The sequence below is a fragment of the Mycobacterium sp. 1274761.0 genome (assembly GCF_001668615.1).
Lineage (GTDB): Bacteria > Actinomycetota > Actinomycetes > Mycobacteriales > Mycobacteriaceae > Mycobacterium.
Window position 1 is genome coordinate 1 of the sequence record NZ_LZMC01000086.1, and the last position, 25,229, is coordinate 25,229.

At 66.5% G+C, this 25,229-nt stretch carries 22 protein-coding genes; 12 read left to right on the plus strand and 10 right to left on the minus strand.

All coding sequences use genetic code 11. The features are described 5' to 3' along the window. Window positions 1-26: 26 nt before the first annotated feature. Window positions 27-806, plus strand: coding sequence for an enoyl-CoA hydratase/isomerase family protein (locus A5651_RS18110; RefSeq protein WP_066983867.1), 780 nt, complete (start codon window positions 27-29; stop codon window positions 804-806). Between the two features lie 28 nt (window positions 807-834). On the opposite strand, the gene panB is transcribed toward A5651_RS18110, so the two are convergent. After that, a complete protein-coding gene (panB, locus tag A5651_RS18115) occupies window positions 835-1,671 on the minus strand; it encodes a 3-methyl-2-oxobutanoate hydroxymethyltransferase (RefSeq protein ID WP_066983870.1) in 837 nt (278 codons plus the stop codon). Window positions 1,672-1,810: 139 nt separating this feature from the next. On the opposite strand from panB, the gene A5651_RS18120 reads away from it, so the two are divergent. The 7 genes from A5651_RS18120 (at window position 1,811) to A5651_RS18150 (ending at window position 12,252) form a co-directional block, all read left to right on the plus strand. Then, window positions 1,811-3,202, plus strand: coding sequence for a wax ester/triacylglycerol synthase family O-acyltransferase (locus tag A5651_RS18120; protein WP_066983873.1), 1,392 nt, complete (start codon window positions 1,811-1,813; stop codon window positions 3,200-3,202). A 57-nt stretch (window positions 3,203-3,259) separates the two neighbouring features. After that, window positions 3,260-4,771 carry an alpha/beta hydrolase gene (locus A5651_RS18125; RefSeq protein WP_156663050.1) on the plus strand — a complete coding sequence of 504 codons (1,512 nt, stop codon included), beginning with the start codon at window positions 3,260-3,262 and terminating at the stop codon, window positions 4,769-4,771. Window positions 4,772-4,861: 90 nt separating this feature from the next. Beyond that, window positions 4,862-6,388: an alpha/beta hydrolase gene (locus A5651_RS18130; RefSeq protein WP_156663052.1), complete on the plus strand. Its 1,527-nt coding sequence runs from the start codon at window positions 4,862-4,864 to the stop codon at window positions 6,386-6,388. A 52-nt stretch (window positions 6,389-6,440) separates the two neighbouring features. Next, window positions 6,441-7,781 (plus strand): type I glutamate--ammonia ligase, encoded by a 1,341-nt coding sequence (glnA, locus tag A5651_RS18135; RefSeq protein ID WP_066983879.1) that lies wholly within the window; start codon window positions 6,441-6,443, stop codon window positions 7,779-7,781. Window positions 7,782-7,802: 21 nt separating this feature from the next. Then, window positions 7,803-10,754: a bifunctional [glutamine synthetase] adenylyltransferase/[glutamine synthetase]-adenylyl-L-tyrosine phosphorylase gene (locus A5651_RS18140; protein WP_066983882.1), complete on the plus strand. Its 2,952-nt coding sequence runs from the start codon at window positions 7,803-7,805 to the stop codon at window positions 10,752-10,754. A gap of 5 nt (window positions 10,755-10,759) precedes the next feature. Next, window positions 10,760-11,395 (plus strand): PaaI family thioesterase, encoded by a 636-nt coding sequence (locus tag A5651_RS18145; RefSeq protein ID WP_066983886.1) that lies wholly within the window; start codon window positions 10,760-10,762, stop codon window positions 11,393-11,395. Continuing rightward, complete coding sequence (locus A5651_RS18150) at window positions 11,392-12,252, plus strand: TIGR03619 family F420-dependent LLM class oxidoreductase (RefSeq protein WP_066983888.1); 861 nt, start codon at window positions 11,392-11,394, stop codon at window positions 12,250-12,252. Before A5651_RS18145 ends, A5651_RS18150 begins: the two co-directional genes overlap by 4 nt. Before the next feature lie 3 nt (window positions 12,253-12,255). On the opposite strand, the gene A5651_RS18155 is transcribed toward A5651_RS18150, so the two are convergent. Continuing rightward, complete coding sequence (locus A5651_RS18155; RefSeq protein WP_066983891.1) at window positions 12,256-12,759, minus strand: DoxX family protein; 504 nt, start codon at window positions 12,757-12,759, stop codon at window positions 12,256-12,258. A 65-nt stretch (window positions 12,760-12,824) separates the two neighbouring features. Continuing rightward, complete coding sequence (glnA, locus tag A5651_RS18160; protein WP_066983894.1) at window positions 12,825-14,261, minus strand: type I glutamate--ammonia ligase; 1,437 nt, start codon at window positions 14,259-14,261, stop codon at window positions 12,825-12,827. Window positions 14,262-14,379: 118 nt separating this feature from the next. Here glnA (A5651_RS18160) and A5651_RS18165 point away from each other — a divergent pair, with 118 nt between their 5' ends. Beyond that, entirely contained in the window at window positions 14,380-14,856 is a 477-nt protein-coding gene (locus A5651_RS18165) for an RDD family protein (RefSeq protein ID WP_066983897.1), read from the plus strand. On the opposite strand, the gene A5651_RS25520 is transcribed toward A5651_RS18165, so the two are convergent. The 6 genes from A5651_RS25520 to sucB form a co-directional block, all read right to left on the minus strand. After that, entirely contained in the window at window positions 14,853-15,023 is a 171-nt protein-coding gene (locus A5651_RS25520) for a hypothetical protein (protein WP_156663054.1), read from the minus strand. The genes A5651_RS18165 and A5651_RS25520 overlap by 4 nt on opposite strands. A gap of 20 nt (window positions 15,024-15,043) precedes the next feature. After that, window positions 15,044-15,796, minus strand: coding sequence for a DUF4191 domain-containing protein (locus A5651_RS18170; protein ID WP_066983899.1), 753 nt, complete (start codon window positions 15,794-15,796; stop codon window positions 15,044-15,046). Between the two features lie 4 nt (window positions 15,797-15,800). Continuing rightward, the gene (gene lipA, locus A5651_RS18175; protein WP_066983961.1) at window positions 15,801-16,715 is read right to left on the minus strand and encodes a lipoyl synthase; all 915 of its coding nucleotides are present in this window, start codon (window positions 16,713-16,715) and stop codon (window positions 15,801-15,803) included. 113 nt (window positions 16,716-16,828) lie between these two features. Then, window positions 16,829-17,503, minus strand: coding sequence for a lipoyl(octanoyl) transferase LipB (gene lipB / locus A5651_RS18180; protein WP_066983902.1), 675 nt, complete (start codon window positions 17,501-17,503; stop codon window positions 16,829-16,831). Then, complete coding sequence (locus tag A5651_RS18185; RefSeq protein ID WP_369803970.1) at window positions 17,500-18,402, minus strand: TIGR01777 family oxidoreductase; 903 nt, start codon at window positions 18,400-18,402, stop codon at window positions 17,500-17,502. The genes lipB and A5651_RS18185 overlap by 4 nt, the downstream gene beginning before the upstream one ends. A gap of 6 nt (window positions 18,403-18,408) precedes the next feature. Then, a complete protein-coding gene (sucB, locus tag A5651_RS18190; protein WP_066983908.1) occupies window positions 18,409-20,229 on the minus strand; it encodes a 2-oxoglutarate dehydrogenase, E2 component, dihydrolipoamide succinyltransferase in 1,821 nt (606 codons plus the stop codon). Between the two features lie 161 nt (window positions 20,230-20,390). On the opposite strand from sucB, the gene A5651_RS18195 reads away from it, so the two are divergent. Together A5651_RS18195 and A5651_RS18200 are read left to right on the plus strand one after the other, a co-directional pair. Beyond that, entirely contained in the window at window positions 20,391-20,747 is a 357-nt protein-coding gene (locus A5651_RS18195) for an oxidoreductase (RefSeq protein ID WP_066983911.1), read from the plus strand. A gap of 10 nt (window positions 20,748-20,757) precedes the next feature. After that, window positions 20,758-22,521 (plus strand): SDR family oxidoreductase, encoded by a 1,764-nt coding sequence (locus A5651_RS18200; RefSeq protein WP_066983914.1) that lies wholly within the window; start codon window positions 20,758-20,760, stop codon window positions 22,519-22,521. 10 nt (window positions 22,522-22,531) lie between these two features. On the opposite strand, the gene A5651_RS18205 is transcribed toward A5651_RS18200, so the two are convergent. Beyond that, window positions 22,532-24,076, minus strand: coding sequence for a leucyl aminopeptidase (locus A5651_RS18205; RefSeq protein WP_066983917.1), 1,545 nt, complete (start codon window positions 24,074-24,076; stop codon window positions 22,532-22,534). A gap of 42 nt (window positions 24,077-24,118) precedes the next feature. Between A5651_RS18205 and gcvT the strand changes: the two genes are divergently transcribed. Continuing rightward, complete coding sequence (gcvT, locus tag A5651_RS18210; protein WP_066983921.1) at window positions 24,119-25,222, plus strand: glycine cleavage system aminomethyltransferase GcvT; 1,104 nt, start codon at window positions 24,119-24,121, stop codon at window positions 25,220-25,222. The last annotated feature ends 7 nt before the right edge of the window (window positions 25,223-25,229 follow it).

Below are 25,229 nucleotides of genomic sequence, written 5' to 3' on the forward strand. Positions count from 1 at the left end.
CGCGCAGGCGCAGATACAGTCCACGTGTGACCGAATACCAGACGATTACGCTCGAGCAGTCCGGCCCGATCGCGCGGCTCACGCTCAATCGGCCCGATGCCGCAAACGGCATGAACGACATCATGACTCGCGAGCTGGCCGACGCAGCCGCCCGCTGTGACACCCCCGCGACGAAGGTCGTCGTGCTGACGGGCTCGGGCCGATTCTTCAGCGCGGGAGGCGATCTCAAGTCCTTTGCGACGGCGCCCAGCCGGGGCAGCCACATCAAGGCCGTCGCCGACAGCCTGCACCGCGCGATCTCGACGTTCGCCCGCATGAACGCGGTGCTGATCACAGCGGTCAACGGCACGGCAGCCGGAGCCGGATTTTCGCTGGCGGTCACCGGCGACCTCGTGCTGGCGGCCGAATCGGCGTCGTTCACGATGGCCTACACCAAGGTAGGCCTCAGCCCCGACGGCAGCTCGTCGTACTTCCTGCCACGGCTGATCGGAATCACGAAGACCAAGGAGCTGATGCTGACCAACCGGACGCTGTCGGCGGACGAGGCCTCACAGTGGGGACTGGTCACCGAGGTGGTGCCCGACGATCAGCTGGCCGTCCGAGCCGACCAGCTCGCCGCCCAAATGGCTTCCACCGCAGGCGGTTCCAATGGTGCGGTCAAGGAGCTGCTGTTGGCGACCTCCTCTAACGGCCTGGAAGAACAGATGGAACTGGAGGGGCGCGTGATTGCCAGGAGCGCCGAATCCGCCGACGGGCGTGAGGGCGTCGACGCGTTCATGGCCAAGCGCAAACCGGACTTCGCCTGAAACGACGTTGCGGCTGCGGTGGCGCCTCTCAGTAGCTGTGCTCCTCCGCGGGGAACACACCGCTGGCGACTTCTTCTGCGTATTGCGTTGCCGCACGGCGTAGTTCAGCGCCCACATCACCGAATCGCTTGACGAATTTGGCGGTCTTGCCGCTTGTCATGCCTGACATGTCCTGCCACACCAGCACCTGCGCGTCGCAGTTCGGTCCCGCGCCGATGCCGACCGTCGGGATGGTCAGCTTGCCGGTGATCTGGGTGGCCAGTTCGGCGGGCACCATCTCCAACACGACGGCGACGGCCCCGGCTTCCTGGACGGCGATCGCATCGTGGATGGTCTGCTCGGCGGCGTCCCCGCGCCCCTGCACCCGGAAGCCGCCGAGGCCGTTGACGCTCTGCGGCGTGAACCCGATGTGGGCGATGACCGGGATGCCGGCCTGCGTCAGCGCGGCGATCTGACCGGCCACCCGCTCGCCGCCTTCCAGTTTGACCGCGTGCGCGCCGGTTTCCTTGAGGAATCGGGTAGCGGTCTCCAACGCCTGCTGCGGGCCGGCCTCGTAGGAGCCGAACGGCAGATCGGCGACGACCAGGGCGTGGGGTGCACCGCGCACGACGCCGCGGACGAGCGGAATCAACTCGTCGATCGTGACCGGCACCGTGGTGTCGTAGCCGTACACCACGTTGGCAGCGGAATCGCCGACCAGAAGCACCGGGATACCGGCGTCATCGAAGATGCGGGCGGTGGAGTAGTCGTAGGCGGTCAGCATGGCCCATTTGTGGCCTTCTGCCTTCCACTTGTGAAGATGATGGGTGCGGACTTTGATCCGCGGCTTGTTCTCGGCAGCACCGTAAACAGTCTGCTCAGACATCGTTGTCCTTCGTGTCTGTTCGGTCGATCCTCGTGGCCCGTTGCGGGTCCCCGGGTTCGTTTGACCTCCCCAGTGTGCCACCGGCAGGTAACAAGATGAACTTCGCGTTAAGTGGATTTCCTCACATTACGATCAGCACATGCAACGGCTCAGCGGACTCGACGCCAGCTTCCTGTACCTCGAAACCGCGGCGCAGCCGTTGCATGTGTGCTCCATCCTGGAGTTGGACACATCCACGATGCCGGGCGGTTACACGTTCGACCGGCTGCGCGACGAGCTGCGCCTGCGCATCAAGGCCATGCCGCAGTTCCGCGAAAAGCTCGCCGACAGCCGCTTCAACCCCGACCACCCGGTGTGGGTCGAGGACGACGACTTCGACGTCGACCGGCATCTGCACCGCATCGGCCTGCCCGCGCCAGGGGGCCGTCAGGAGCTGGCGGAGATCTGCGGCCACATCGCGTCGTTGCCATTGGATCGCAGCCGCCCGCTGTGGGAGACCTGGGTGATCGAAAACATCGCGGGCACCGATGCTCATGCCGGCGGCCGGCTGGCTGTGATGACCAAGGTGCACCATGCCGGTGTGGACGGTGTATCGGGTGCCAACCTGATGTCGCAGCTGTGCAGCACAGAACCCGGCGCGCCCGCCCCTGAGCCCGTCGAGGGGGTCGGCGGGGCCAGCGAGTTGGAGATCGCGGTCAGCGGCGCGGTCCGGTTCGCCACCCGTCCGCTCAAGCTCGTCAACGTGGTGCCCTCGACCCTGAACACGGTGGTGGACACCGTGAAACGGGCCCGAGGTGGGCTCACGATGAAGCCGCCTTTCACCGCTCCGAAGACGGCGTTCAACGCCAACGTGACGGGCCACCGCAACGTCGCGTTCGCCCAGCTGGACCTCGAGGACGTCAAGAAAGTGAAGAACCATTTCGGGGTCAAGGTCAACGACGTGGTGATGGCGCTGGTGTCGACAACCCTGCGCAAGTTTCTCGACGGCCGGGGCGAACTGCCGGGTTCCCCGTTGGTGGCGATGGTTCCGGTGTCGGTGCATGACAAGTCGGATCGGCCGGGCCGCAATCAAGTGTCGGGAATGTTCTCCAGCCTCGAAACGCATATCGATTCGCCGGCTGAGCGGCTGATGTCCATCGCAAATGCGAATTCCGTTGCCAAGCAACATAGTTCGGCGATTGGGGCCACATTGCTTCAGGACTGGTCGCAGTTCGCCGCACCGGCGGTGTTCGGTATCGCGATGCGGCTGTACGCCAGGACGAAGCTGGGTGAGGCGCGGCCGGTCCATAACCTGGTGATCTCCAACGTGCCGGGTCCGCAAATTCCGCTGTATTTCCTGGGCGCGGAGGTCAAGGCGATGTATCCGCTGGGGCCGATATTCCACGGCTCGGGACTCAACATCACCGTGATGTCGCTGAGCGGGAAGCTCGACATCGGCATCGTGTCGTGCCCCGAGCTGCTGCCCGATCTGTGGGACCTCGCCGACGACTTCGAGATCGCACTCGACGAGCTGCTGGCAGCCGCCGGTTAGACCGGCCGGAGCGGCGTCTGCCAGGACCGATGCCTCGTCATGGCAGCATGTAGCGCCATGAACCTTCAAAAGGGGATCCTTGCCGCCGCTGTGGGCGTGACGCTCGTGGCGGGATGCGCCAGGGTGGTCGACGGCCGCGCCGTCATGGCGGTGCCGCCACCCGGGTCGCCGATTCAATGGGCCCCTTGCGAATCAGCCGACCCGCTGGTGCCGATCCCGGCCGACGCCGAATGCGGCAAGCTCTCGGTTCCCGTCGACTACGACGATCCCGACGGCGACGTCGCGCAGCTGGCGTTGATCCGCTTCAAGGCCACCGGCGACAAGATCGGCTCGCTGGTGATCAACCCCGGTGGGCCCGGCGAATCCGGCGTCGAGTCGGCCGTCAACCTGGTCGGCACCCTGCCGCAATCGGTGCGCGAGCGCTTCGACCTCGTCGGGTTCGACCCACGCGGCGTCGCCGGTTCGACGCCCGCGGTGTGGTGCAACTCCGATGCTGACAACGACCGGTTGCGGGCCGACCCGCAGGTCGACTATTCGCCGGAAGGCATCGAGCACATCAACAACGAGACGAAGGCCTTCGTCCAGCGCTGCCTCGACAAGACGGGCAAGAAGTTTCTCGCCAACGTCGGCACCGCCAACGTCGTCAAGGACCTCGACGCGATCCGGGTCGCGGTCGGCGATGACAAGCTGACCTATCTCGGCTACTCCTACGGCACGCGGATCGGCGGCGGCTACGCCGAAGAGTTCCCGCAAAACGTGCGGGCGATGGTGCTCGACGGCGCGATCGACCCTAACGCCGACCCGATCGAAGAGGACCTCCGGCAGACGGCAGCCTTCCAGAAAGCGTTCGACGACTACGCCGCCGACTGCGCCAAGGATCCGGACTGCCCGCTGGGTACCGATCCGGCCAAGGCCACCGACGTCTACAAGGGCCTGGTGGAGCCTCTGGTCGACAGGCCCGCCAAGACCAAGGATCCGCGCGGGCTGGCCTACAGCGACGCGATCGTCGGCACCCTGCTGCCGCTGTATTCGCCGAGCATCTGGCCGCGGCTCACCGACGGGCTGAACGAGCTGCGCCAAGGGCGCGGGGACATGCTGCTGCGGTTGTCCGATATCTACATGCACCGCAGCCCCGAGGGGCATTACGACAACGCGACCGACGTACGGGTCGCGGTCAATTGCCTCGACCAGCCCGCGGTCACCGACCAGGCAAAGCTCGTCGAGAAAGACCGTCGCGCACGGGAGTTGGCGCCTTTCATGAACTACGGGGAGTTCACCGGCTACGCGCCGATGGACACCTGTGCGCTGTGGCCCGTTCCGCCGACCACCCAACCGCACGAGATCTCCGTGAAGGGCAAGTTGCCGCCCACGCTGGTTATCTCGACGACCAATGATCCGGCCACGCCGTACCAGGCCGGCGTGGACCTGGCCAAGCAACTCGGCAGCACGCTGGTGACCTTCGAAGGCACCCAGCACACGGTCGCGTTCCAGGGCAACCAGTGCATCGACGACATCGTCGCCACCTACCTGATCGATGTCAGGGTGCCCCCACCCAACAGTCGTTGCTGACCAACGGAACTCGACTCCTGGGCACGTCCAGGTCTCTGAAGGGTCACCGTCCGGTAGCGGCTTCACGGTTGCCATGACCGGCATGCGACGATGATCGCCATGCGGGCGGGTAGGTGTGGCGTGACGCTGCTGGCATGCCTGCTGGCGGCGGTAGTCATGGGCCCACCCGCGTCAGCCACGCCTGAGGGTCAGTCCACGCAGGCATACGGCCAGGCGCCGGTCTGGACGGGCTGTGACCAGTTCGTCAACGACACCAAGCCGATCCCGACTGCGCAGTGCGGTTACGTGTCCGTGCCGGTCGACTACGCCGATCCGCAAGGCGCGCAAGCACAATTGGCGGTCATCCGGATACCCGCAAGCGGTGACCGGATCGGTGTGCTGATGGTCAACCCCGGCGGTCCGGGCGCCTCGGCGGTCGACACCGTCGCGGGTATGGGCGCGGCGCTGGCCGACACCGACATCGGCCGCCGGTTCGACCTGGTCGGATTCGACCCCCGCGGCGTCGGGCACTCGACGCCAGAGTTGCGATGCCGCACCGATGCCGAATTCGACGCCTACAGAAGGGAACCGAACGCCGACTACAGCCCGGCGGGGGTCGCCCACATCGAAACGCTGTATCGGCAGTTCGCGCAGAGCTGCGCGGATCGGGTGGGCAAGGAGTTTCTGGCAAGCCTCGCGACCGCGACGACGGCACACGACATGGACGTGGTGCGCGCAGCTCTGGGCGAGAACCAGATCAGCTATCTGGGGTTCTCGTACGGCACCGAAATCGGTGCGGCCTACGCCGAGGCGTACCCCGACCGGGTGCGGGCCATGGTGCTCGACGGGGCCGTCGATCCCAGCCTGGATCCCATCGAGGAGAACCTGCGCCAGATGGCGGCGTTTCAAACCGCCTTCTCCGACTACGCCGCCGACTGCGCTCAGCTGGCGGGTTGCCCGCTGGGCAATGACCCGTCGCAGTTCGTCAACCGCTACCACCAGCTGGTCGACCCGTTGGCCAAGCAACCCGCCAGAACGTCGGATCCGCGCGGCCTCAGCTATCAGGACGCCATCACCGGCACAGTGGACGCGCTGTACTCCCGGCAGTACTGGAAGTTCCTCACCAGCGGGCTGCTGGGGCTTGCCCGCGGAACCGATCCCGGCGACCTGCTGCTGCTCGCCGACGATTACGTGAAGCGCGACGCTAACGGCCATTATCAGAACTCGCAGGACGCGTTCTACGGCATCCGCTGTGTGAATTCGCAGTTCCCGACGGACCCCGCTACCTGGGCCGCCGCCGACCAACGCGCCCGGCAAGCCGCGCCGTTTCTGAGTTACGGCTCCTTCACGGGGTCGGCGCCGCGAGACATCTGCGCGATGTGGCCCGTCCCGGCCGCTGCTACGCCGCACCCCGCGGTGTCGCCAGGCCCCGGCAAGGTCGTGGTCGTCTCCACCACGCACGACCCCGCCACGCCGTATTCGTCCGGGGTCGACCTGGCCAAGCAGATGGGCGCCGGCCTGATCACCTTCGACGGCACCCAGCACACCGTCGTCTTCAACGGAGACGCCTGCGTCGATACCGCCGTTGTGGCGTTTCTCGTCAATGGTGAGCAGCCGCCGGCGGGCCTGCGGTGCTAGGTAGCACAGGCGGCGTAACACAGATTTAACAGCCGGTACCTACGCTTCGGTCATGGATCGGCAAAAGGAATTTGTCCTGCGCACGCTGGAGGAACGCGACATCCGGTTCGTCCGGCTGTGGTTCACCGATGTGCTCGGATACCTGAAGTCGGTCGCGATCGCCCCCGCCGAGCTGGAGGGGGCGTTCGAAGAGGGCATCGGATTCGACGGCTCGTCGATCGAAGGCTTTGCCCGCGTATCGGAATCCGACACCGTCGCGCGGCCCGACCCGTCCACCTTTCAGGTGCTGCCGTGGACCACCAGCGCGGGCGAGCACCACTCCGCGCGAATGTTCTGCGACATCACCATGCCCGACGGATCCCCGTCATGGGCGGACTCGCGCCATGTGCTGCGTCGCCAACTGGCCAAGGCCAGTGACCTGGGATTCTCCTGTTACGTGCACCCCGAGATCGAGTTCTTCCTGCTGCAGCCGGGCCCCGACGACGGCACGCCGCCGGTACCCGCCGACAACGGCGGCTATTTCGACCAGGCCGTGCACGACTCGGCGCCCAACTTCCGCAGGCACGCGATCGACGCGCTCGAGCAGATGGGCATCTCGGTGGAGTTCAGCCACCACGAGGGCGCCCCGGGCCAGCAGGAGATCGACCTGCGCTACGCCGACGCGCTGTCCATGGCCGACAACGTGATGACGTTCCGCTACGTCGTCAAAGAGGTCGCGCTCGGCGACGGCGTCAGGGCGTCGTTCATGCCCAAGCCGTACGCCGAATACCCCGGCTCGGCGATGCACACCCACATGAGCCTGTTCGAGGGCGAGAACAACGCCTTCTACAGCGCGGACGACCCGCTACAGCTGTCGGACACCGCAAAGTCGTTCATCGCAGGCATTTTGGAGCACGCCACCGAGATCAGCGCAGTGACGAACCAATGGGTGAACTCCTACAAGCGGCTCGTGCACGGCGGTGAGGCGCCGACGGCGGCGTCCTGGGGCTTCGCCAACCGCTCGGCGTTGGTCCGGGTTCCGATGTACACGCCGCGCAAGGCCTCGTCGCGGCGCATCGAGGTGCGCAGCCCCGACTCGGCGTGCAACCCGTACCTGACGTTTGCCGTGCTGCTCGCCGCGGGTCTGCGCGGCGTGGAGAAGGGCTACGTGCTGGGCCCGCAGGCCGAGGACAACGTGTGGAGCCTCACCCGCGAGGAGCGCCGCGCCATGGGCTACAAGGAGTTGCCGGGCAGCCTCGGTGTCGCGCTGTCGGAGATGGAGAACTCCGAGCTCGTCGCAGAAGCGTTGGGGGAGCACGTGTTCGACTTCTTCCTGCGTAACAAGCGTGCCGAGTGGGAGAACTACCGCAGCCACGTCACGCCGTTCGAGCTGAAGACCTACCTGTCGCTGTAACGGGCTGCGATACCGTTTGGTGTGGCCAAACCTGCGACGCAGCGACCGAAGCTGCCCAGTGCTGGCCGGCTAGGTCTGGTCGAACCGTCGGCCCCCGCTGACCTGGATCGGCTCGGCTGGAACACCGAAGCGCACGTCGAGCTGCTCTGGTCAGTGTCGCGTGCTCCCGATGCCGACGTCGCGCTGCGCACCATGGTGCGGCTGGCCGAGGCGGCGGGCGACGAGTGGGACGAGCTCAACCGGGCGGTGCTTGAGGACAAGTCGCTTCGCGGGCGGCTGTTCGGGGTGCTCGGTTCATCGCTGGCGCTGGGGGACCATCTGGTCGCAAACCCGCACTCGTGGCGGCTGTTGGCCGGCCCGGTGGCCTTGCCGTCGGTAGATGAACTGCGACAGATGATGACCGTGGCCGCCGAATCGACAAGGGGCACAAACGATGCGCTGCCGGTGCTGCGGACGTTGTATCGCGACCGGCTGCTGGTGCTCGCCGGCCTCGACCTCGCCTCGCTTGTGGAGAACGAGCCGGTGCTGCCGTTCACCGATGTCGGAGCGCATCTGTCCGATCTGGCTGACGCCGCACTGGCCGCTGCACTGGAGGTCGCAAAGCGCTCGGTGTGCGGTGAGGATGGTGAAGCGCCGCGGCTGGCCGTGATCGCGATGGGTAAATGCGGCGCCCGCGAGCTGAACTACGTCAGCGACGTCGACGTCATCTTTGTCGTCGAGCAGGCCGATGCCCTGAGCACGCGGTTGGCCGGCGAGATGATGCGGTTCGCGTCGGAGGCGTTCTTCGAAGTCGACGCGGCACTGCGGCCGGAGGGCAAACACGGTCAGCTGGTCCGCACGCTCGAATCACACGTCGCCTACTACGAGCGCTGGGCCAAGACGTGGGAGTTTCAGGCGCTGATGAAGGCGCGGCCGGCCGCTGGTGACGCCGAACTCGGCGAGCAGTACATCGAGTCGCTGATGCCGATGGTGTGGGCGGCATCGGAACGCGAAGATTTCGTCCCCGAGGTTCAGGCGATGCGCAGGCGCGTCGAGTCGCTGGTGCCGGCAGGGGAGCGGACTCGGGAGCTCAAGCTCGGCACAGGCGGGCTGCGCGACGTCGAATTCGCCGTGCAGCTACTGCAATTGGTGCATGGCCGCAACGACCCGTCGCTGCACGTGCGATCGACGGTCGAGGCGCTGACGGCGCTGAGCGCGGGCGGGTACATCGGCCGCGACGACGCCGCCAATCTGACTGCGTCATACGAGTTCCTGCGGTTGCTTGAACACCGGCTGCAGCTGCAACGGCTCAAGCGCACGCACATGCTGCCCGACGAGGACGACGTCGAAGCCATGCGTTGGCTGGCGCGCGCGGCGCATATGCGCCCCGACGGTCAGCATGACGCGCTCGGTGTGTTGCGCGAAGAGCTCAAGCGCCAGAACCATCGGGTCTCGCGGCTGCACGCCAAGCTGTTCTATCAGCCGCTGCTGGAATCGGCGGGCCAGCCGGCGATGTTGACCCCGGCGGCCGCCGAACGTCAGCTTGCCGCATTGGGTTACGAGGGACCCCAGAGCGCGCTCACCCATCTCGCCGCCTTGACAGGACCTACCGGGCGTCGCGGCCGGGTCCAGCAGGTGCTGCTGCCGACACTGCTCGACTGGCTGTCGGATACACCTGATCCCGACGCGGGTCTATTGGCATACCGCCGCATCAGCGACGAATTGGCCGACCACCGGTGGTATCTGTCCACCCTGCGCGACGAGGGAGCGGTGGCCAAGCGGCTGATGCGGGTGCTGGGGACCTCGGCGTACGTGCCGGATCTGCTGATGCGGGCGCCGGAGGTGATTCAGCAGTACGCGGACGGTCCGTCGGGGCCGAAGCTGCTCGAGGTCGAACCCGACGGCGTCGCGCGAGCGTTGATCGCTTCTGCGGGACGGCATCCGGATCCGGTGCGTGCGATCGCCGCGGCGCGTACGCTGCGTCGTCGGGAACTGGCGCGCATCGCGTCGGCGGACCTGCTCGGCATGCTCGAGGTGACCGACGTCTGCAAGGCGCTGACATCGGTGTGGGTGGCTGTGTTGCAGGCGGCGTTGGAGGCGGTGATTCGCGCGAACACGCCGTCGAGTGGCGAGGCGCCGGCGAAGATCGCGGTGATCGGCATGGGCAGGCTCGGCGGGGGTGAGCTGGGCTATGGCTCGGACGCCGACGTCATGTTCGTCTGCGAACCCGCGGACGGAGTGGACGAATCCGCTTCCGTGCGTTGGGCAATCACGGTGGCAGAGCAGGTGCGGTCGTTGTTGGGCACGCCGAGTGCCGATCCACCGCTGGAGGTCGATGCGGGACTGCGGCCGGAGGGACGCAACGGCTCGCTGGTGCGGACGCTGGCGTCGTACGCGTCGTACTACGAGAAATGGGCGCAGCCGTGGGAGATTCAAGCGCTGCTGCGCGCACATCGGGTCGCCGGTGATGAAGACCTCGGCGAGCGGTTCCTGTTGATGGTCGACAAGACGCGGTATCCGTCGGGTGGCGTGTCGGCGCAAGCGGTCCAGGAGATCCGTCGGATCAAGGCCAGGGTCGACTCCGAGCGTCTGCCGCGCGGGGCAGATCCCAACACGCACACCAAACTTGGCCGTGGCGGGCTGGCCGATATCGAGTGGACCGTTCAGCTGTTGCAGCTGCGGCATGCGCACAAGATCCCGGCGCTGCGGGGGACGTCGACGTTGCAGACACTGGACGCGATCGGCGCGGCGGAGTTGATCGCCGAGGGCGATGTCGAGCTGCTGCGTGAAGCGTGGTTGATGGTGACGCGAACGCGCAATGCGCTGGTTCTGGTGCGCGGCAAGCCAACCGATCAATTGCCGGGGCCGGGTCGGCGGCTGAACGCAGTCGCGGTGGCTGCGGGTTGGGACACCGACGACGGCGGTGAATTCCTTGACAACTATCTGCGGGTGACCCGTCGCGCCAAGGCGGTCGTACGAAAGGTCTTTGGTTAAAGCAAGTGGTTGAGCCGGTAGATTTTTCGTTCGAGGAGATCAGTGCTGCAGAGCACTCGCGGTTGCAGGAGTTGTACTCGCCCCTGACTGATTCGGTGCGACGGCTGATTCATGCGGGCATTCGAAGCGGCGCCGACGAGGCGACGATCCGTGAAGCGCAGGCGTTGGTCGAGGCGGCGGTGGAGAAACTCGGCGGGGTGGAAACGCCGTCTCAAGTACGGCTCGCAGTGGGCAATCGTCCGGTGGTATGGGGAAATCCGGTAACGGGCTTTCGCAATGCGATCGCGCCGCCGCTGGTGATGAACGAGGACCTGGATGGCTTGTGGTGGAGCGAGTTCGAGCTTGGAGAGGCGTATCAGGGCCCACCCGGCTGGGTGCATGGCGGCGTGTTGGCGTTGGTGTTGGACCAGCTGCTGGGGGAGGCGGCGAGCGACGGCATGACCAAGCCGTTGTTCACCGGCACCATCACCCTGCGGTATCTGCGGGGGACGCCGCTGGGCCGGTTGAGGGCCGAGGCGGCGATTGAGCGGACGGACGGCTACAAGACGTTCGTGAGCGGACACATGAGCGACTCCGAAGGTAAGACGGTCGAGGCGGAGGGCATCTTCATCAAGCCGGCGTGGGCTCGAGACGCCGGATGAAGTTCTATGTCAGCGTCGCTTTCGGGGAGACGAAAGAGGCTGTTGAAATTGCGCGCGCCGCTGATGATCTCGGCTATGACGGCATCGGTATACCCGACCATGTGATCAATCTCGAGACGTTGGCCACGCCGTATCCCTACACGCGCGACGGTAAGCGTCGCTGGGAGGCGTTCACGGATTGGCCCGACCCGTGGGTGTTGGTGGGAGCGATCGCGCAGGTGACGTCGCGGCTGAGGTTCGTTACGACGGTGTACATCCCCGCGATGAGGGATCCGTACGCTGCGGCGAAAGCGATCGGCACGGCGGCGTATATCTCGGACGGGCGGGTGGAGCTCGGCGTCGGCGTGGGGTGGTGCAGAGAAGAGTTCGAGTTGATGGGTCAGCAGTTTTCGCAGCGCGGCAAGCGGACTGACGAGATGCTGCGGTTGTTTCGCGCGCTCTGGGAGCCGGGGTGGGCGTCGTTTTCCGGGGAGTTCTACTCGACGCCCCGGTTGGAAATGGAGCCGACGCCGCCCCGGATCCCGATCTACGTCGGCGGGCTCTCTGAGGTGGCGTTACGGCGGGCAGCGCGAAATGACGGGTGGATCGGGGATTTGATCTCGACGGATCAGGCGCTGGCGCGGGTATCGCGGATCCGTGAATTGCGGGAGTCCGAAGGCTTGTCGATGGACGGTTTTGAGGTCTTGTCGCCGTTGACGGATGCGTTTCTGCCAGAGCATTACGAGCGGGCGGATGCCGGCGGCATCACCGGGGTCATCACGATGCCGTGGATGTTCTACGCCGGTCCCGACGCAACGCTCGCGGAGAAGATCGACGGGATGCAGCGCTTCCGCAAGGACCTGGCGCTAGACCTCTAGGCCCTACCGACGGAAGCGGCTCAGGAGGCCGGGACGTCGTGGTGGCGCGGCGGCGGTTCCAGCGACCGTTCCCGTCGTCGCAACCCGGCGCCGACGTCGCGCATCGACGGACAAGAGACCCGCGCCCGTGGTCGCAAGCAACAAGAACCCGAAGCAGTACAGGATTGCCAGCTCGCCGCCGTTCTCGATGGGCCAGAAGCTCGCCGTCGGACCACCTTTCAGCGGCGGCCAGTGCTGATAGAAGTACGCGAACGCCATCTCGCCGGAGGCGATGAACGCCGCGATCCGGGTGAACAAACCGAGAGTGATCAATACGCCGAGCACGAATTCGATCAGCCCGGCCCACCAGTACGGGAAGGAGCCGGTTTCGATCGGAGCCGGCGCCGGCACCGGCCAGCCGAACAACTTCTGCGAGCCGTGGATCGTGTAGAGCAGACCAAAAATGATGCGGAAAGCGCTCAAGACAGGGGAGTGATAACCCGCCAAGCGGGCGTCCAGGTTGGTCATAGCTGACCCTAACGCGCAAAAGGGCCGGGCGACACTGCTCGCCCGGCCCTTTATGCAGTGTTTATTTAGACGTCGTAGTACAGCGCGATCTCGTACGGGTGAGGACGGATCTGCACCGGCAGAATCTCGTTCTCACGCTTGTAAGAAATCCACGTCTCGATGAGGTCCTCGGTGAAAACCCCGCCCTCGGTGAGGTATTCGTGGTCCTCCTCGAGCCGGTCGATCACCGCCGACAGCGAAGTCGGCGCCTGCGGAATGGCAGCGGCCTCGTCCGGCGGAAGCTCGTAGAGGTCCTTGTCGACCGGTGCCTGCGGCTCCAGCTTCTTCTTGATGCCGTCCAGTCCGGCCATCATCATCGCCGCGAACGCAAGGTACGGGTTGCCCGAGCTGTCGGGGCAGCGGAACTCCAGGCGCTTGGCCTTCGGGTTGTTGCCCGTGATCGGGATGCGCACACACGCCGAGCGGTTGCGCTGGCTGTACACCAGGTTGATCGGCGCCTCGTAACCCGGCACCAGACGCTTGTAGGAGTTCACCGTCGGGTTGGTGAACGCCAGCAGCGACGGGGCGTGGTGCAGGATGCCGCCGATGTAGTGCCGCGCGGTGTCCGACAGGCCCGCATAGCCGGACTCGTCGTGGAACAGCGGGCTGCCGTCCTTCCACAGCGACTGGTGACAGTGCATGCCCGAACCGTTGTCACCGAACAGCGGCTTCGGCATGAACGTCACCGTCTTGCCGGCCTGCCACGCCGTGTTCTTGATGATGTACTTGAACAGCACCAGGTCATCGGCCGCATGCAGCAGCGTGTTGAACTTGTAGTTGATCTCCGCTTGGCCCGCTGTGCCCACCTCGTGGTGACCGCGCTCCAGCACGAAGCCCGCGTTCTGCAGGTTGGTGCACATCTGATCGCGCAGGTCGACGTAGTGGTCGTAGGGGGCGACGGGGAAGTAGCCGCCCTTGGGGCGAACCTTGTAACCGCGGTTGGCGCTGCCGTCGGACTCGAACGGTTCACCGGTGTTCCACCAGCCCGCCTCGGAGTCGATCTCGTAGAACGTGCCGTTCATCTGTGAGTCGAAGCTCACCGAGTCGAAGATGTAGAACTCGGCCTCGGCGCCGAAGTACGCCGTGTCGGCGATACCGGTGCTGGCCAGGTAGTTCTCCGCCTTGCGGGCCACGTTGCGCGGGTCGCGGGAGTACGCCTCGCGGGTGAACGGGTCATGCACGAAGAAGTTGAGGTTCAGCGTCTTCGCCTCGCGGAACGGGTCGATGCGCGCCGTCGCGGGGTCGGGCAGCAGCATCATGTCCGACTCGTGGATGGACTGGAACCCGCGCACCGACGAGCCGTCGAACGCCAAACCGTCCTCGAAAACGCTCTCGTCGAATGCCGACGCCGGGATCGAGAAGTGCTGGACGACACCGGGCAGGTCGCAGAACCGGATGTCGACGTAGGCGACTTCCTCGTCCTTGATCTGCTTCATGACATCGTCGGCGGTCTTTTCTGCCACTGAGGTCTCTCCTTATATCTATTAACCCGCGGGATGACGCTATGGACACGATGTTGCACGGCAGTCAACCGCATGTTGCGCGGAAGTTACGCAATTCCACCAGACCTATGCTGGACCCATGCCCTCCAGCTTCGGCTCCTGGCTATCCGGTCCGCCGCCTATCGGGCCGGGGCCGGTGGACCAGAGACCTAATGATTATCCAGGTCAGCGTCTGAATCTACCCCCTACCGGGAGCCGGTCGCTGGCCCGCATGGGCAGGCGGATCGCGGCGCTGTTCGTCGACTGGCTGATCGCCTACGGGCTCGCCGCGCTGGCCATGTCGTTCGGCTGGATCAGCATGCAGGTGCTGTCGACCGCCGTGCTGGTCATCTGGTTCGTGCTCGGGGCGGTTTCGGTGCGGCTGTTCGGCTTCACGCCCGGCCAGTACGCGCTCGGCCTGATCGTCATCCCCGTCGACAACCGGCTGCACGTGGGCTTCGGCCGTGCCCTGGTCCGCGGCCTGTTGATCGCCCTGGTGGTGCCACCGCTGTTCACCGACACCGATCTGCGTGGGCTGCACGACCGGTTGACCAACACCGCGGTCGTGCGGCGCTAAGCGCCAGCGCTCCGCAGTGCCGTGCGGGTGCGCGAAAATATGACATCGCGCCGGTACCGCAGCATGTCGGCGCTGACCCGGACGATTCGCCAGCCGAGCGCCTCCAGCGCGGCTTGTCGCTCGATGTCGCGGTTGCGGATGCGATGCATGGGCCGAATTTCGAACACAAGCTCACGTTCGACGGCAGTTAGCGGCGGCGGACCGTGCGTTGCATGCCCCGCATCTTGGCTGCGTTCGGCATCGGGCCCTTCGGCATGGCCGCGGGCCCGACCTTCGAGCCCAGCGCGGCCAGCCGCGACTCCAGGCTGTCCATCTGCTTGACCGTGATGTTCGCGGGCAGCTTGGTCAGGTGGCGTTCGAGCTTGCTCAACGGCACCTCACCCTCCCCGTTGCCGATGATGATGTCGTAGATCGGGATTTCGCCGACGATCCGTGCGGTGCGCTTCTTCTCCTGGGCCAGAAGCGGTTTCACCCGCGTCGCAGACCCTTCGCCGACCAAGATCACGCCGGGCCTGCCGATCACCCGGTGCACCGCGTCGAGATGGCCGGTGGCAGCCACGCCCGGCGTCACCCGCCACTTGCCGCGCAGGTTTTCCAGCGCCCACGCCGCAGCGCCGGCCTGACCCTCCGCCTTGCGGTAGACGGATTTCTGGGCCCGCCTGGCGAAGATGATGAACGCCACCAGCGCACCGAGCACCACACCCAGCGGGATGAGCGTGAACATCGTGAACCCGCCCGCGAACACCCCGGCCACCACGGCAGCGGCCACGATCACCACGAACGCCGCGATCATGTACGGCAGCAGCCGCTTGTCCTCTTTGCGCTGGATCTGGAACGCCTGCCACAGCTGACTGCGGCGCTGCTTGGACGCCACTTTGCGGGCGGCCTTCGCCTCGTCCTTGGCAGCCTTGAGTTCGGCCTTGTTGCGGGTCTTCGCCATTAGTTCAGGATACGGGTGGGCGAGAAAGCCTTGAGCCCGCTGCCTGCGCGTAGAGGCGGCCCGCCCGGTACGACGAGCGCACCAGCGGCCCGGCGAGCACCCCGGCGAAGCCAAGCTCCTCAGCGAACGACGCGTGCTCGACGAACTCCTCGGGGTGCACCCAGCGCTCGACCGGATGATGCCGTACCGACGGCCGCAGGTACTGCGTGATCGTGACGATGTCACAGCCCGCGTCGAGCAGATCCTTCAGCGCCGTGCGCACCTCTTCGGGCGTCTCGCCCATGCCGAGGATCAGGTTGCTCTTGGTCACCAGCCCGTAGTCGCGCGCCGCCGTCAACACCGCGAGGCTGCGGTCGTAGCGGAACGCGGGCCGGATCCGCTTAAAGATCCGCGGCACGGTTTCGACGTTGTGCGCCAACACTTCTGGCCGTGATTCGAACACTTCCTCCAGCAGCGCCGGCACGCCGTTGAAGTCCGGAATAAGCAATTCGACACCGGCGTCTGGATTCAGCTTCTTGATGAACCGCACCGTCTCGGCGTAAAGCCACGCGCCACCGTCGGGCAGGTCGTCGCGGGCCACCCCGGTGACGGTCGCGTAGCGCAGACCCATCGTCGCCACACTTTCGGCGACCCGGCGCGGCTCGTCGCGGTCCAGCTCTGCGGGCTTGCCTGTATCGATCTGGCAGAAGTCGCAGCGACGCGTGCACTGCTCACCGCCGATCAGGAACGTCGCCTCCCGGTCTTCCCAGCATTCGTAGATGTTGGGGCAGCCCGCCTCCTCGCAGACGGTGTGCAGACCCTCGCGGCGCACAAGGTTCTTCAGCTGCGTGTACTCCGGACCCGTCCGTAGCCGGGTCTTGATCCACGGCGGCTTGCGCTCGATCGGGGTTTCGGCGTTGCGGACCTCCAGTCGCAGCAGCTTGCGGCCTTCCGGAGCCGCATGGCCGGCGACGTTGGACTCCGGAGCCGCATGGCCGGCGACGTTGGACTCCGGAGCCGCATAACCGGCGACGTTAGACTCCGGAGCGACAGTCACGATTTCAACGCTACCCGCAGCCGCCCGTCGAGCGCGTCACACACGGCGGTCGTCACACCGTCGATGACGTCGTCGACGCCGACGTGGCGGCCCAATTCGGCCGTCAGCGAGGTGACGCCGGCATCGGCGATGCCGCACGGGATGATGGTCGAGAAGGCGTTGAGGTCGCAGTCGCAGTTCAACGCGAACCCGTGCAGCGTCGTTGCCCGCGAAACCCGCACACCGATCGCGCCGACCTTGCGGGCGGGCCCTTTGGCGTCGGCTGGCACCCACATCCCGGACCGGCCCGGCACGCGACCCGTCTCCAGGCCGAGGTCGCGGCAGACGTGGATCAACGACTCCTCAAGGCGCCGAACGAAATTCACCACATCGAGCGGCTCGGCCAGCCCGATGATCGGATAACCGACCAGCTGTCCGGGGCCGTGCCAGGTGATCTTCCCGCCGCGGTCGGTGTCGATGACGGGAACGTCGGATGCACTGGGCCTTTCACTGGGAAGCGTGCGGCGGCCCGCCGTGTACACCGGCGGGTGCTCGAGCAGCAGCAGCGAGTCGGGGCCGCCGGCGAGGCGCGCATCGGCCAACTCCCGTTGCAGGGTCCACGCGTCTTGGTAGCCGATGCTGCCGAGCCGGCGAACCTCGACCGGGGTGTCGGCCGATCGGATAGAACTCACGATTCGACGGTACTCGCGGCGTAGGCCAGTGCCTCGCCGACGGTGTGGTGGCGGAAGTCGTAGCCGGCGTTTTCCAGGGCCGCGGGGATGGCCCGCTGCCCACCCAGCAGCCCTTCCTCGGCGAACTCGCCCAGTAGCGCCTTCAGCGCGAAGCCCGGAACGATCAGGGGCGTCGGCCGGTTCAGCTCGCGGCCCATCGCCGTGGTGAACTCCGCGTTCGTCACCGGCGCCGGCCCGGTGAAGTTCACCGGGCCGGACAACTCATCGTGGAGGATCGCGAACAGCAACGCGCGGATCTGGTCTTCGAGGCTGATCCACGGCATGTACTGCTTGCCGTTGCCGAGCCGTCCGCCGAGCCCCAGCGCGAACAGCGGCCGCAGCCTGGCCAACACCCCGCCACGCGGAGAGATCACCAGACCGGTGCGGACCAGGACGACGCGTGCGCCGGCATGCTGCGCCGGTGTCGTCGCCTTCTCCCAGTCGCGGCACAGCTGAGCCAGAAATCCGTGGCCCGACGGGGCCGACTCGTCGGCGATGCGGTTTCCGGTGTCGCCGTAGTAGCCGACCGCGCTTGCGTTGATCAGAGTGCCCACCCCCGCTTCGGCGACGGCTTCCGACAGGACCTCGGTGGGGTCAATCCTGCTGTCGCGCAAGCTTTGTTTGAACGCACCCGACCACCGCTTGGCGCCGACGTTGATGCCGCACATGTTGACCGCGGCGTCCACGCCGCGCAGCGCAGTCGCATCGAACTGCCCGGTGTCCGGATTCCAGAACAGCTCATCGGGACTCGACGGTGCCCTGCGCACAATGCGTACCACCCGGTGGTCGGTCGCCCGGAGCGCGTACGTCAGCGCCGAGCCGATCAGCCCCGAGGACCCCGCAATCGCAACGGTGGCCACGATTGTCTACAGCCCCAGGTCCGCCTCGAACGCGCCCTCTTCGAGCCGCCGCTTGATCGTGGTGAGGAAGCGGCCCGCGTCGGCGCCATCGATCAGCCGGTGGTCATAGGTCAGGGGCAGGTAGCAGATCGAGCGCACGCCGATGGACTCGTTGCCGGTGTCATCGACGACCACACGCGGCCGCTTGACGATCGCGCCCGTGCCCAGCATCGCCGCCTGCGGCGGCACCAGGATCGGGGTGTCAAACAGTGCGCCCTGGCTGCCGATGTTGGTGATCGTGAAAGTGCCACCGGACAATTCGTCGGGCTTGAGGTTGCTCGACCGCGCCCGCGCCGCGATGTCGGCGATCGCGCGGGCCAGCCCACCGAGCGACAGATCACCCGCATTGTGGATCACCGGCGAGAGCAGACCTTGTTCGGTGTCGACCGCGATACCGAGATGCTCGGCGTCGTAGTAGGTGATCTCCTTGGTGTCCTCGTTGTAGCTGGCGTTGACGTTCGGGTGAGCCTTCAACGCGTCGATCACCGCACGGGCGATGAACGGAAGGTAGGTCAGGTTGACGCCCTCGCGCTCGGCGAATTCGTTCTTGGCCCGCGCCCGCAGCGCCACGATCCTGGTCATGTCGACCTCGTGGGTCTGCGTCAATTGCGCTGTCGCCTGCAAAGATTCGCGTGTCTTCTTCGCGGTGATCTGGCGGATGCGGTTGGCCTTCTGCGTGGTTCCACGCAGATGTGCCAGCGCACCGGCCGGCTCGGCCTTCGCTGCCGGCGCGGGAGCCTCCTTTGCCGGCGCCGCTTCCTTGGTTGGTGCCTTCTTGGCCTCGGCCGCGGCGAGCACGTCCTGCTTGCGGATCCGCCCGCCCACGCCACTGCCCTTCACCGTCGCAAGGTCGACGTTGTGCTCGCTGGCCAGCTTGCGTACCAGCGGCGTCACATACGGCGCGCCGTCGCCCGAGGGCTGCTGCTCCGGTTCGGGCTCGGCTTCCTTCTTCGGCTCCGGCTTCGGTTCTTCCTTCGGCTCTTCTTTGGGCTCGGGCTTCTTCTCTTCCTTCGGCTCTGGTTCGGGTTCCGGCTCGTGCTCTGGTTCAGGCTCCGGCTCGGGTTCCTTCTTGGTCTCCTGCTTGGGTTCTTCCTTGGGCGCCGGCTTCTCGGCGGGCGCCGCGTCGGCGTCGCCGATCTTGGCCAACTCGCCGCCGACGGCGACGGTGTCGTCCTCCTCGGCGGTGATGCTCAGCAGGGTGCCCGCCACCGGCGACGGAATCTCGGTGTCGACCTTGTCGGTGGACACCTCCACCAGAGGCTCGTCCACCTCGACGCTGTCGCCGACCTTCTTCAGCCAGCGGGTCACGGTGCCCTCGGTCACCGACTCGCCCAACTCGGGCATCAGCACGGGGGTCGCGTCGCCGCCGCCCGACGACGACGACGGCTTCTCGTCAGTTTCCTGCTCGGGTTCCTCTTGCTCTTCGGATGCGGTCTCGGATTGCGCAGCTGGCTCCTCGGCCGACTTCTCGTCCTCGGCTGGTTCTTCGGACTTGGATTCTTCGCCGCCGCCGGATTCTTCGCCGCCGCCGCCGTCTTCGTCGCCTTCGTCGGCATCGCCGATCACGGCCAGCTCGCCGCCGACCTCGACGGTGTCGTCCTCCTGGGCGACGATCTTCTTCAGCACGCCGGCCGCGGGCGAGGGGATCTCGGTGTCGACCTTGTCGGTGGAGACCTCGAGCAGCGGCTCGTCCAGCTCCACCGTGTCACCCTCTTGCTTGAGCCACCGGGTGACAGTCCCCTCGGTGACGCTCTCGCCGAGTGCCGGCATCTGGACGGAAGTTGCCATGTCTGTTGACTCCCTCGAACGGTTGGTCGCCACGAATCGAATGCCGTTCCCATCCTGTCATGTCGGGCCCGGTCGCTCGCCTCAGACCTGCGCAGCTGCGGTTCTGGCACTATCGAGAAAGGTGCAGCGCACAAGCTCTCGACAGAAGAGGTACGGCCCAGTTGGGACTGTTCGACAGGTTTCGGCGTGGCGGCTTCGCGCGCGAGAATAACGGCAGTGACCCTGCCGCCGATCTCGCCTACCTCAGCCAATGGGCCGCCGCGCGGACCGGCGTCGAGGCCTTCATCGAGCCGAAGACCACCGTCACCGACGTCACCGTCGTGCTGGTGGCCGGCGACGGCGAATGGACGCGGCGGCGCGCGGGCGGCGACGCCGGCGCCAGGCGGTTGAGCGAACGGTTGCACGTCCCGGTCTACGACGTGCAGAAGGTCGGCTATCCGCAGCGCATGCGCGACTACGACGCCCGTCGGCGCATCGAACGCGAGCGCGCGGCTCGACGGGAACTGGAGGACCGTTAGGGTACCGACCGTGATAGGCACTATCGCCGAGCGGTTCGTCGACAGCACCGACGGCGTCAGCATCGCCGTCTACGAGCAGGGGAACTCGGACGGGCCGACCCTGGTGATGGCGCACGGCTGGCCCGACTCACATGCGCTGTGGGACGGGGTCGTGCCGCGGCTGGCCGACCGGTTTCGCATCATCCGTTATGACAACCGTGGCGTCGGCAAATCGTCTGTGCCCAAAAAGGTTTCGGCCTACACCATCGCCAAGCTCGCCGACGACCTCGATGCTGTCATCACCGCAGTGAGCCCGGGCGAACCGGTGCACATGGTCGGCCACGACTGGGGGTCGGTGACCACCTGGGAATACCTGAGCCGCCCCGGCGCGAACGACCGCGTCGCTTCCTTCACCTCCGCGTCGGGGCCCGGCGTCGCCCACTACGGCGGCTACATCGTCGACAGCCTCAAGCGGCCGTACCGCCCCGTGCAGTTCGCGCGGGCGATCGACCGTTTGCTCCGGCTGACCTACTGGTATCCGTTCGCTGTGCCCGTGGTCGCACCCGCGGTGTTCAAGGGCCTGATGTGGGCGCGGGGCGACAAGGTGCTGACCGACCGCCTGCCCGCCGAGCACCGCTATCGCAGCGCCAACGCCGCCGCCGACCTGGTCAACACGCTGAAGATCTACCGCTCGCTGGCGATCCGACCGCCCACCCGATTCCCGGCCGACCGCTACGTCGGTGTGCCCGTCCAGCTGATCGTGGCTGTCAAGGACCCCGTCGTGCGGCCGCACGGGTTCGACGACCTGTCGCGGTGGGTGCCGCGACTGTGGCGGCGGGATATCAACGCGCGGCACTGGTCGCCGATGTCGCATCCCCAGGTGTTCGCCGCGGCCATCGGTGAGCTGGTCGACTTCTTCGAGGGGAAGCCGCCGGCCAGGTCACTGCTGCGCACACAGGTCGGGCGCAAGCGCGACCACTTCGGCGACACGCTGGTGTCGGTCACCGGGGCGGGCAGCGGCATCGGCCGCGAAACCGCGTTCGCGTTTGCGCGTGAGGGGGCGGAACTGATCGTCAGCGACATCGACGAGGCGACGGTCAAGGACACCGCCGCGCAGATCGTCGAACGTGGCGGCACCGCTCACCCGTATGTGCTCGACGTGTCGGATGCCGACGCGGTGGAATGCTTCGCCGATCAGGTGTGCGCCGCGCACGGGGTGCCCGACATCGTCGTCAACAACGCCGGGGTCGGTCAGGCTGGTGAGTTTCTCGACACTCCCGCCGATCAGTGGGAACGGGTGCTGGACATCAATCTCGGCGGAGTTGTCAACGGCTGCAGGGCTTTTGGGAAACGTCTCGTCGAACGTGGTACGGGTGGCCATATCGTCAACGTCGCGTCGATGGCCGCGTATTCGCCGTCGAAGTCGTTAAACGCCTACTGTACGTCCAAGGCCGCGGTCTACATGTTCTCCGACTGTCTACGAGCCGAACTCGACGCCGCAGGCGTTTCGTTGACCACGATCTGTCCCGGGCTCACCGACACGAACATCGTGCACAACACGCGATTCGACGTGCCCGACCGTTCGGACGACGGCGTGGAAAACCGACGCCGGGATCTGCAGAAGTTGTTTCGGATGCGACGCCACGGCCCCGACAAGGCGGCCAAGGCGATCGTGGCATCGGTCAAGGGCAACAAGCCGATTCGGCCGATCACCCCGGAAGCGTACCTGCTCTACGGCACCTCGCGGATCGCGCCGCAGGCCTTGCGCAGTACGGCGCGCAAGAAACTGGTCTAGCCGTTACGGGCTAACCATTGACAGCGATGTCTTCCAGCACCGCGAACATGGTGCGGGTCGGCACGCCGGTGCCGCCCTTGCCTGTGTAACCCCACGGGCCGCCGGTGTTGTAGGCCGGTCCGGCGATGTCGATATGCGCCCAGGCCACCCCGTCGGCGACGAACTCGCGCAGGTACGTGCCGGCCACCAGCATGCCGGCGTAGCGCGAGCCGCTGACATTGGCGAGGTCGGCCACCGTGGACTTCAGGTCATCCTTGAGTTCCTCGGGAAGCGGCATGGGCCAGGCGTTTTCGCCGACGTCTTGGGACAGCGCCGCGACGCGGTCGCGGAAGTCGTCAGAGCCCATCACGCCGGGAGTGCGGGCACCGAGTGCGACGGTCTGCGCACCGGTCAGGGTTGACGTCTCGATGAGGTAGTCGGGATCGTCTTCGCAGGCGCGCACGATCGCATCGGCCAGGATCAGCCGTCCCTCGGCGTCGGTGTTGAGCACCTCGACGGTGGTGCCGCCGTACTGCGTCAGCACGTCACCTGGCCGCTGGGCCGTCGCCGACGGCATGTTCTCGGCCATTGGAACGGTGGCGATCACGTCGATCGGGAGCTTCTGCTTGGCGGCTAGCACCACCGTGGCGATCACCGCCGCCGCGCCGCCCATGTCGGAGGTCATGTGATGCATGTTGGCGGCCGGCTTGATCGAGATGCCGCCGGTGTCGAACGTGATGCCCTTACCGATGAGAGCCACTTTCTTGGCTGAACCTTTTCCTGCTCCTCGCGTGCGCGTTCGCTTCGCCCCCCGGTGCGCCAACCGGACCAGCCGGGGTGGACGCGACGAACCCTTGCCGACGCCGACGATGCCGCCGTAGCCGTCTTTGGCCAACGTCTTGTCGTCGAGCACCTCGACATCGAGCCCGGCCGCCTCGCCCAAAGCCTTTGCGCGCTTAGCGAACTCGTCCGGATATAGATGCGAGGGCGGAGTGTTGACGAAATCACGCGCGGTGGCGACGGCAACGGCGATCGCAGTGGCCCGCTCGGCTTCTGCCTTCGCTTTGTTGTCCGCCGTCAGCGCGGTGATCTGGCGCAGGCCGTTGTCCTTCGGTGCGGTCTTGTCGCTGCGGAAGTCGCTGAACCGGTACGCGCCGAGAATCAGCCCCTCGATCGTCGCCTCGAGGTCGATGTCGCTCAGCGTGGTGATCACGGCCTCAGTGCCATTCAATGACCGCGCTGCGACCCCTGCGGCCCGCCGAATCACGTCAGACGGCCACGCATCGCGCTGCTTGCCCAGGCCGACCGTGATCACGCTGCCCGCGGGCAGCGAGGGCGCGACCACCCGCGTCACATGGTCCTGGCCGCCCTTGGCCCCGAGCGCTTTGAGCGCGACCTCGATCTCGCCGACGGCCTCAGCGTCGAGGAACGGGTTGCCGACGACGGCCGCTCCGGTGTCGTCGTCACCCCCGCTGACGACGGGCACGATCAGCACCGTCTTGTCGGCCGCACGCTTGGGCAGCGACGAGCTGACGACGACGGCAGGGGCCTGGTAACCGGCTTTTGCTGGGCTCACAGTGGTCGAGCCTATCGGTCGCCGCGATTAGGGTGGATTTCCGTGACCGAAACAAGCGAATTGCAGCACGGCCCACTGGAAGACCGACACCGCGAACTGGGCGCCAGCTTCGCAGAATTTTCCGGATGGTCGATGCCGGTCAGCTACGCGGGCACCGTCGGCGAGCACACCGCAACCCGAACGACGGTCGGTCTTTTCGACGTCAGCCATCTGGGCAAGGCTTCGGTGCGCGGACCCGGCGCCGCCGAATACGTCAACGCCACGCTCACCAACGATCTGGGCCGGATCGGGCCCGGCAAGGCGCAATATACGTTGTGCTGCAACGAAACCGGCGGCGTCATCGACGACCTGATCGCCTACTACGTCTCCGACGACGAGATCTTTCTCGTCCCCAACGCCGCCAACACGGCCGCCGTCGTCTCCGCGCTGCAACGCGGCGCTCCCGAGGCGCTGACCATCACCGACGAGCACCGGTCGCGGGCCGTGTTGGCCGTGCAGGGACCGAAATCGGCCGAGGTCGTCGGCGCGCTGGGGCTGCCGACCGAGATGGACTACATGGGTTACGCCGACGCCGATTTCAAGGGCTCCCAGGTGCGGGTCTGCCGCACCGGTTACACCGGCGAACACGGTTACGAACTGCTGCCGGCATGGGACGACGCTGCAACGGTGTTCGACGCGCTCGTCGAGCAGGTCAACGCGGTGGGCGGTCAGCCGGCCGGGCTCGGTGCGCGTGACACGCTGCGCACCGAAATGGGCTATCCGCTGCACGGGCACGAGCTATCCCTGGAGATTTCGCCGCTGCAGGCGCGCTGCGGCTGGGCGATCGGCTGGAAAAAGGACGCGTTCTGGGGCCGCGAGGCGCTGCTGGCCGAGAAACAGGCCGGTCCCAAGAGGCTGCTGCGTGGACTGCGCGCCGTCGGCAGGGGAGTGCTGCGGCCCGGGCTGACGGTGCTTGACGGCAGCACCCAAGTCGGGGTGACGACATCGGGAACCTTTTCTCCCACTTTGAAAGTCGGCATCGCGCTCGCACTGCTCGACACCGGCCACGACATCGCCGACGGGCAGCGCGTCACCGTAGATGTACGCGGCAGGCCGATCGAGTGCGAAGTAGTCCGGCTGCCGTTCGTGGAGGCAAAAACCCGGTAGCGCGCGG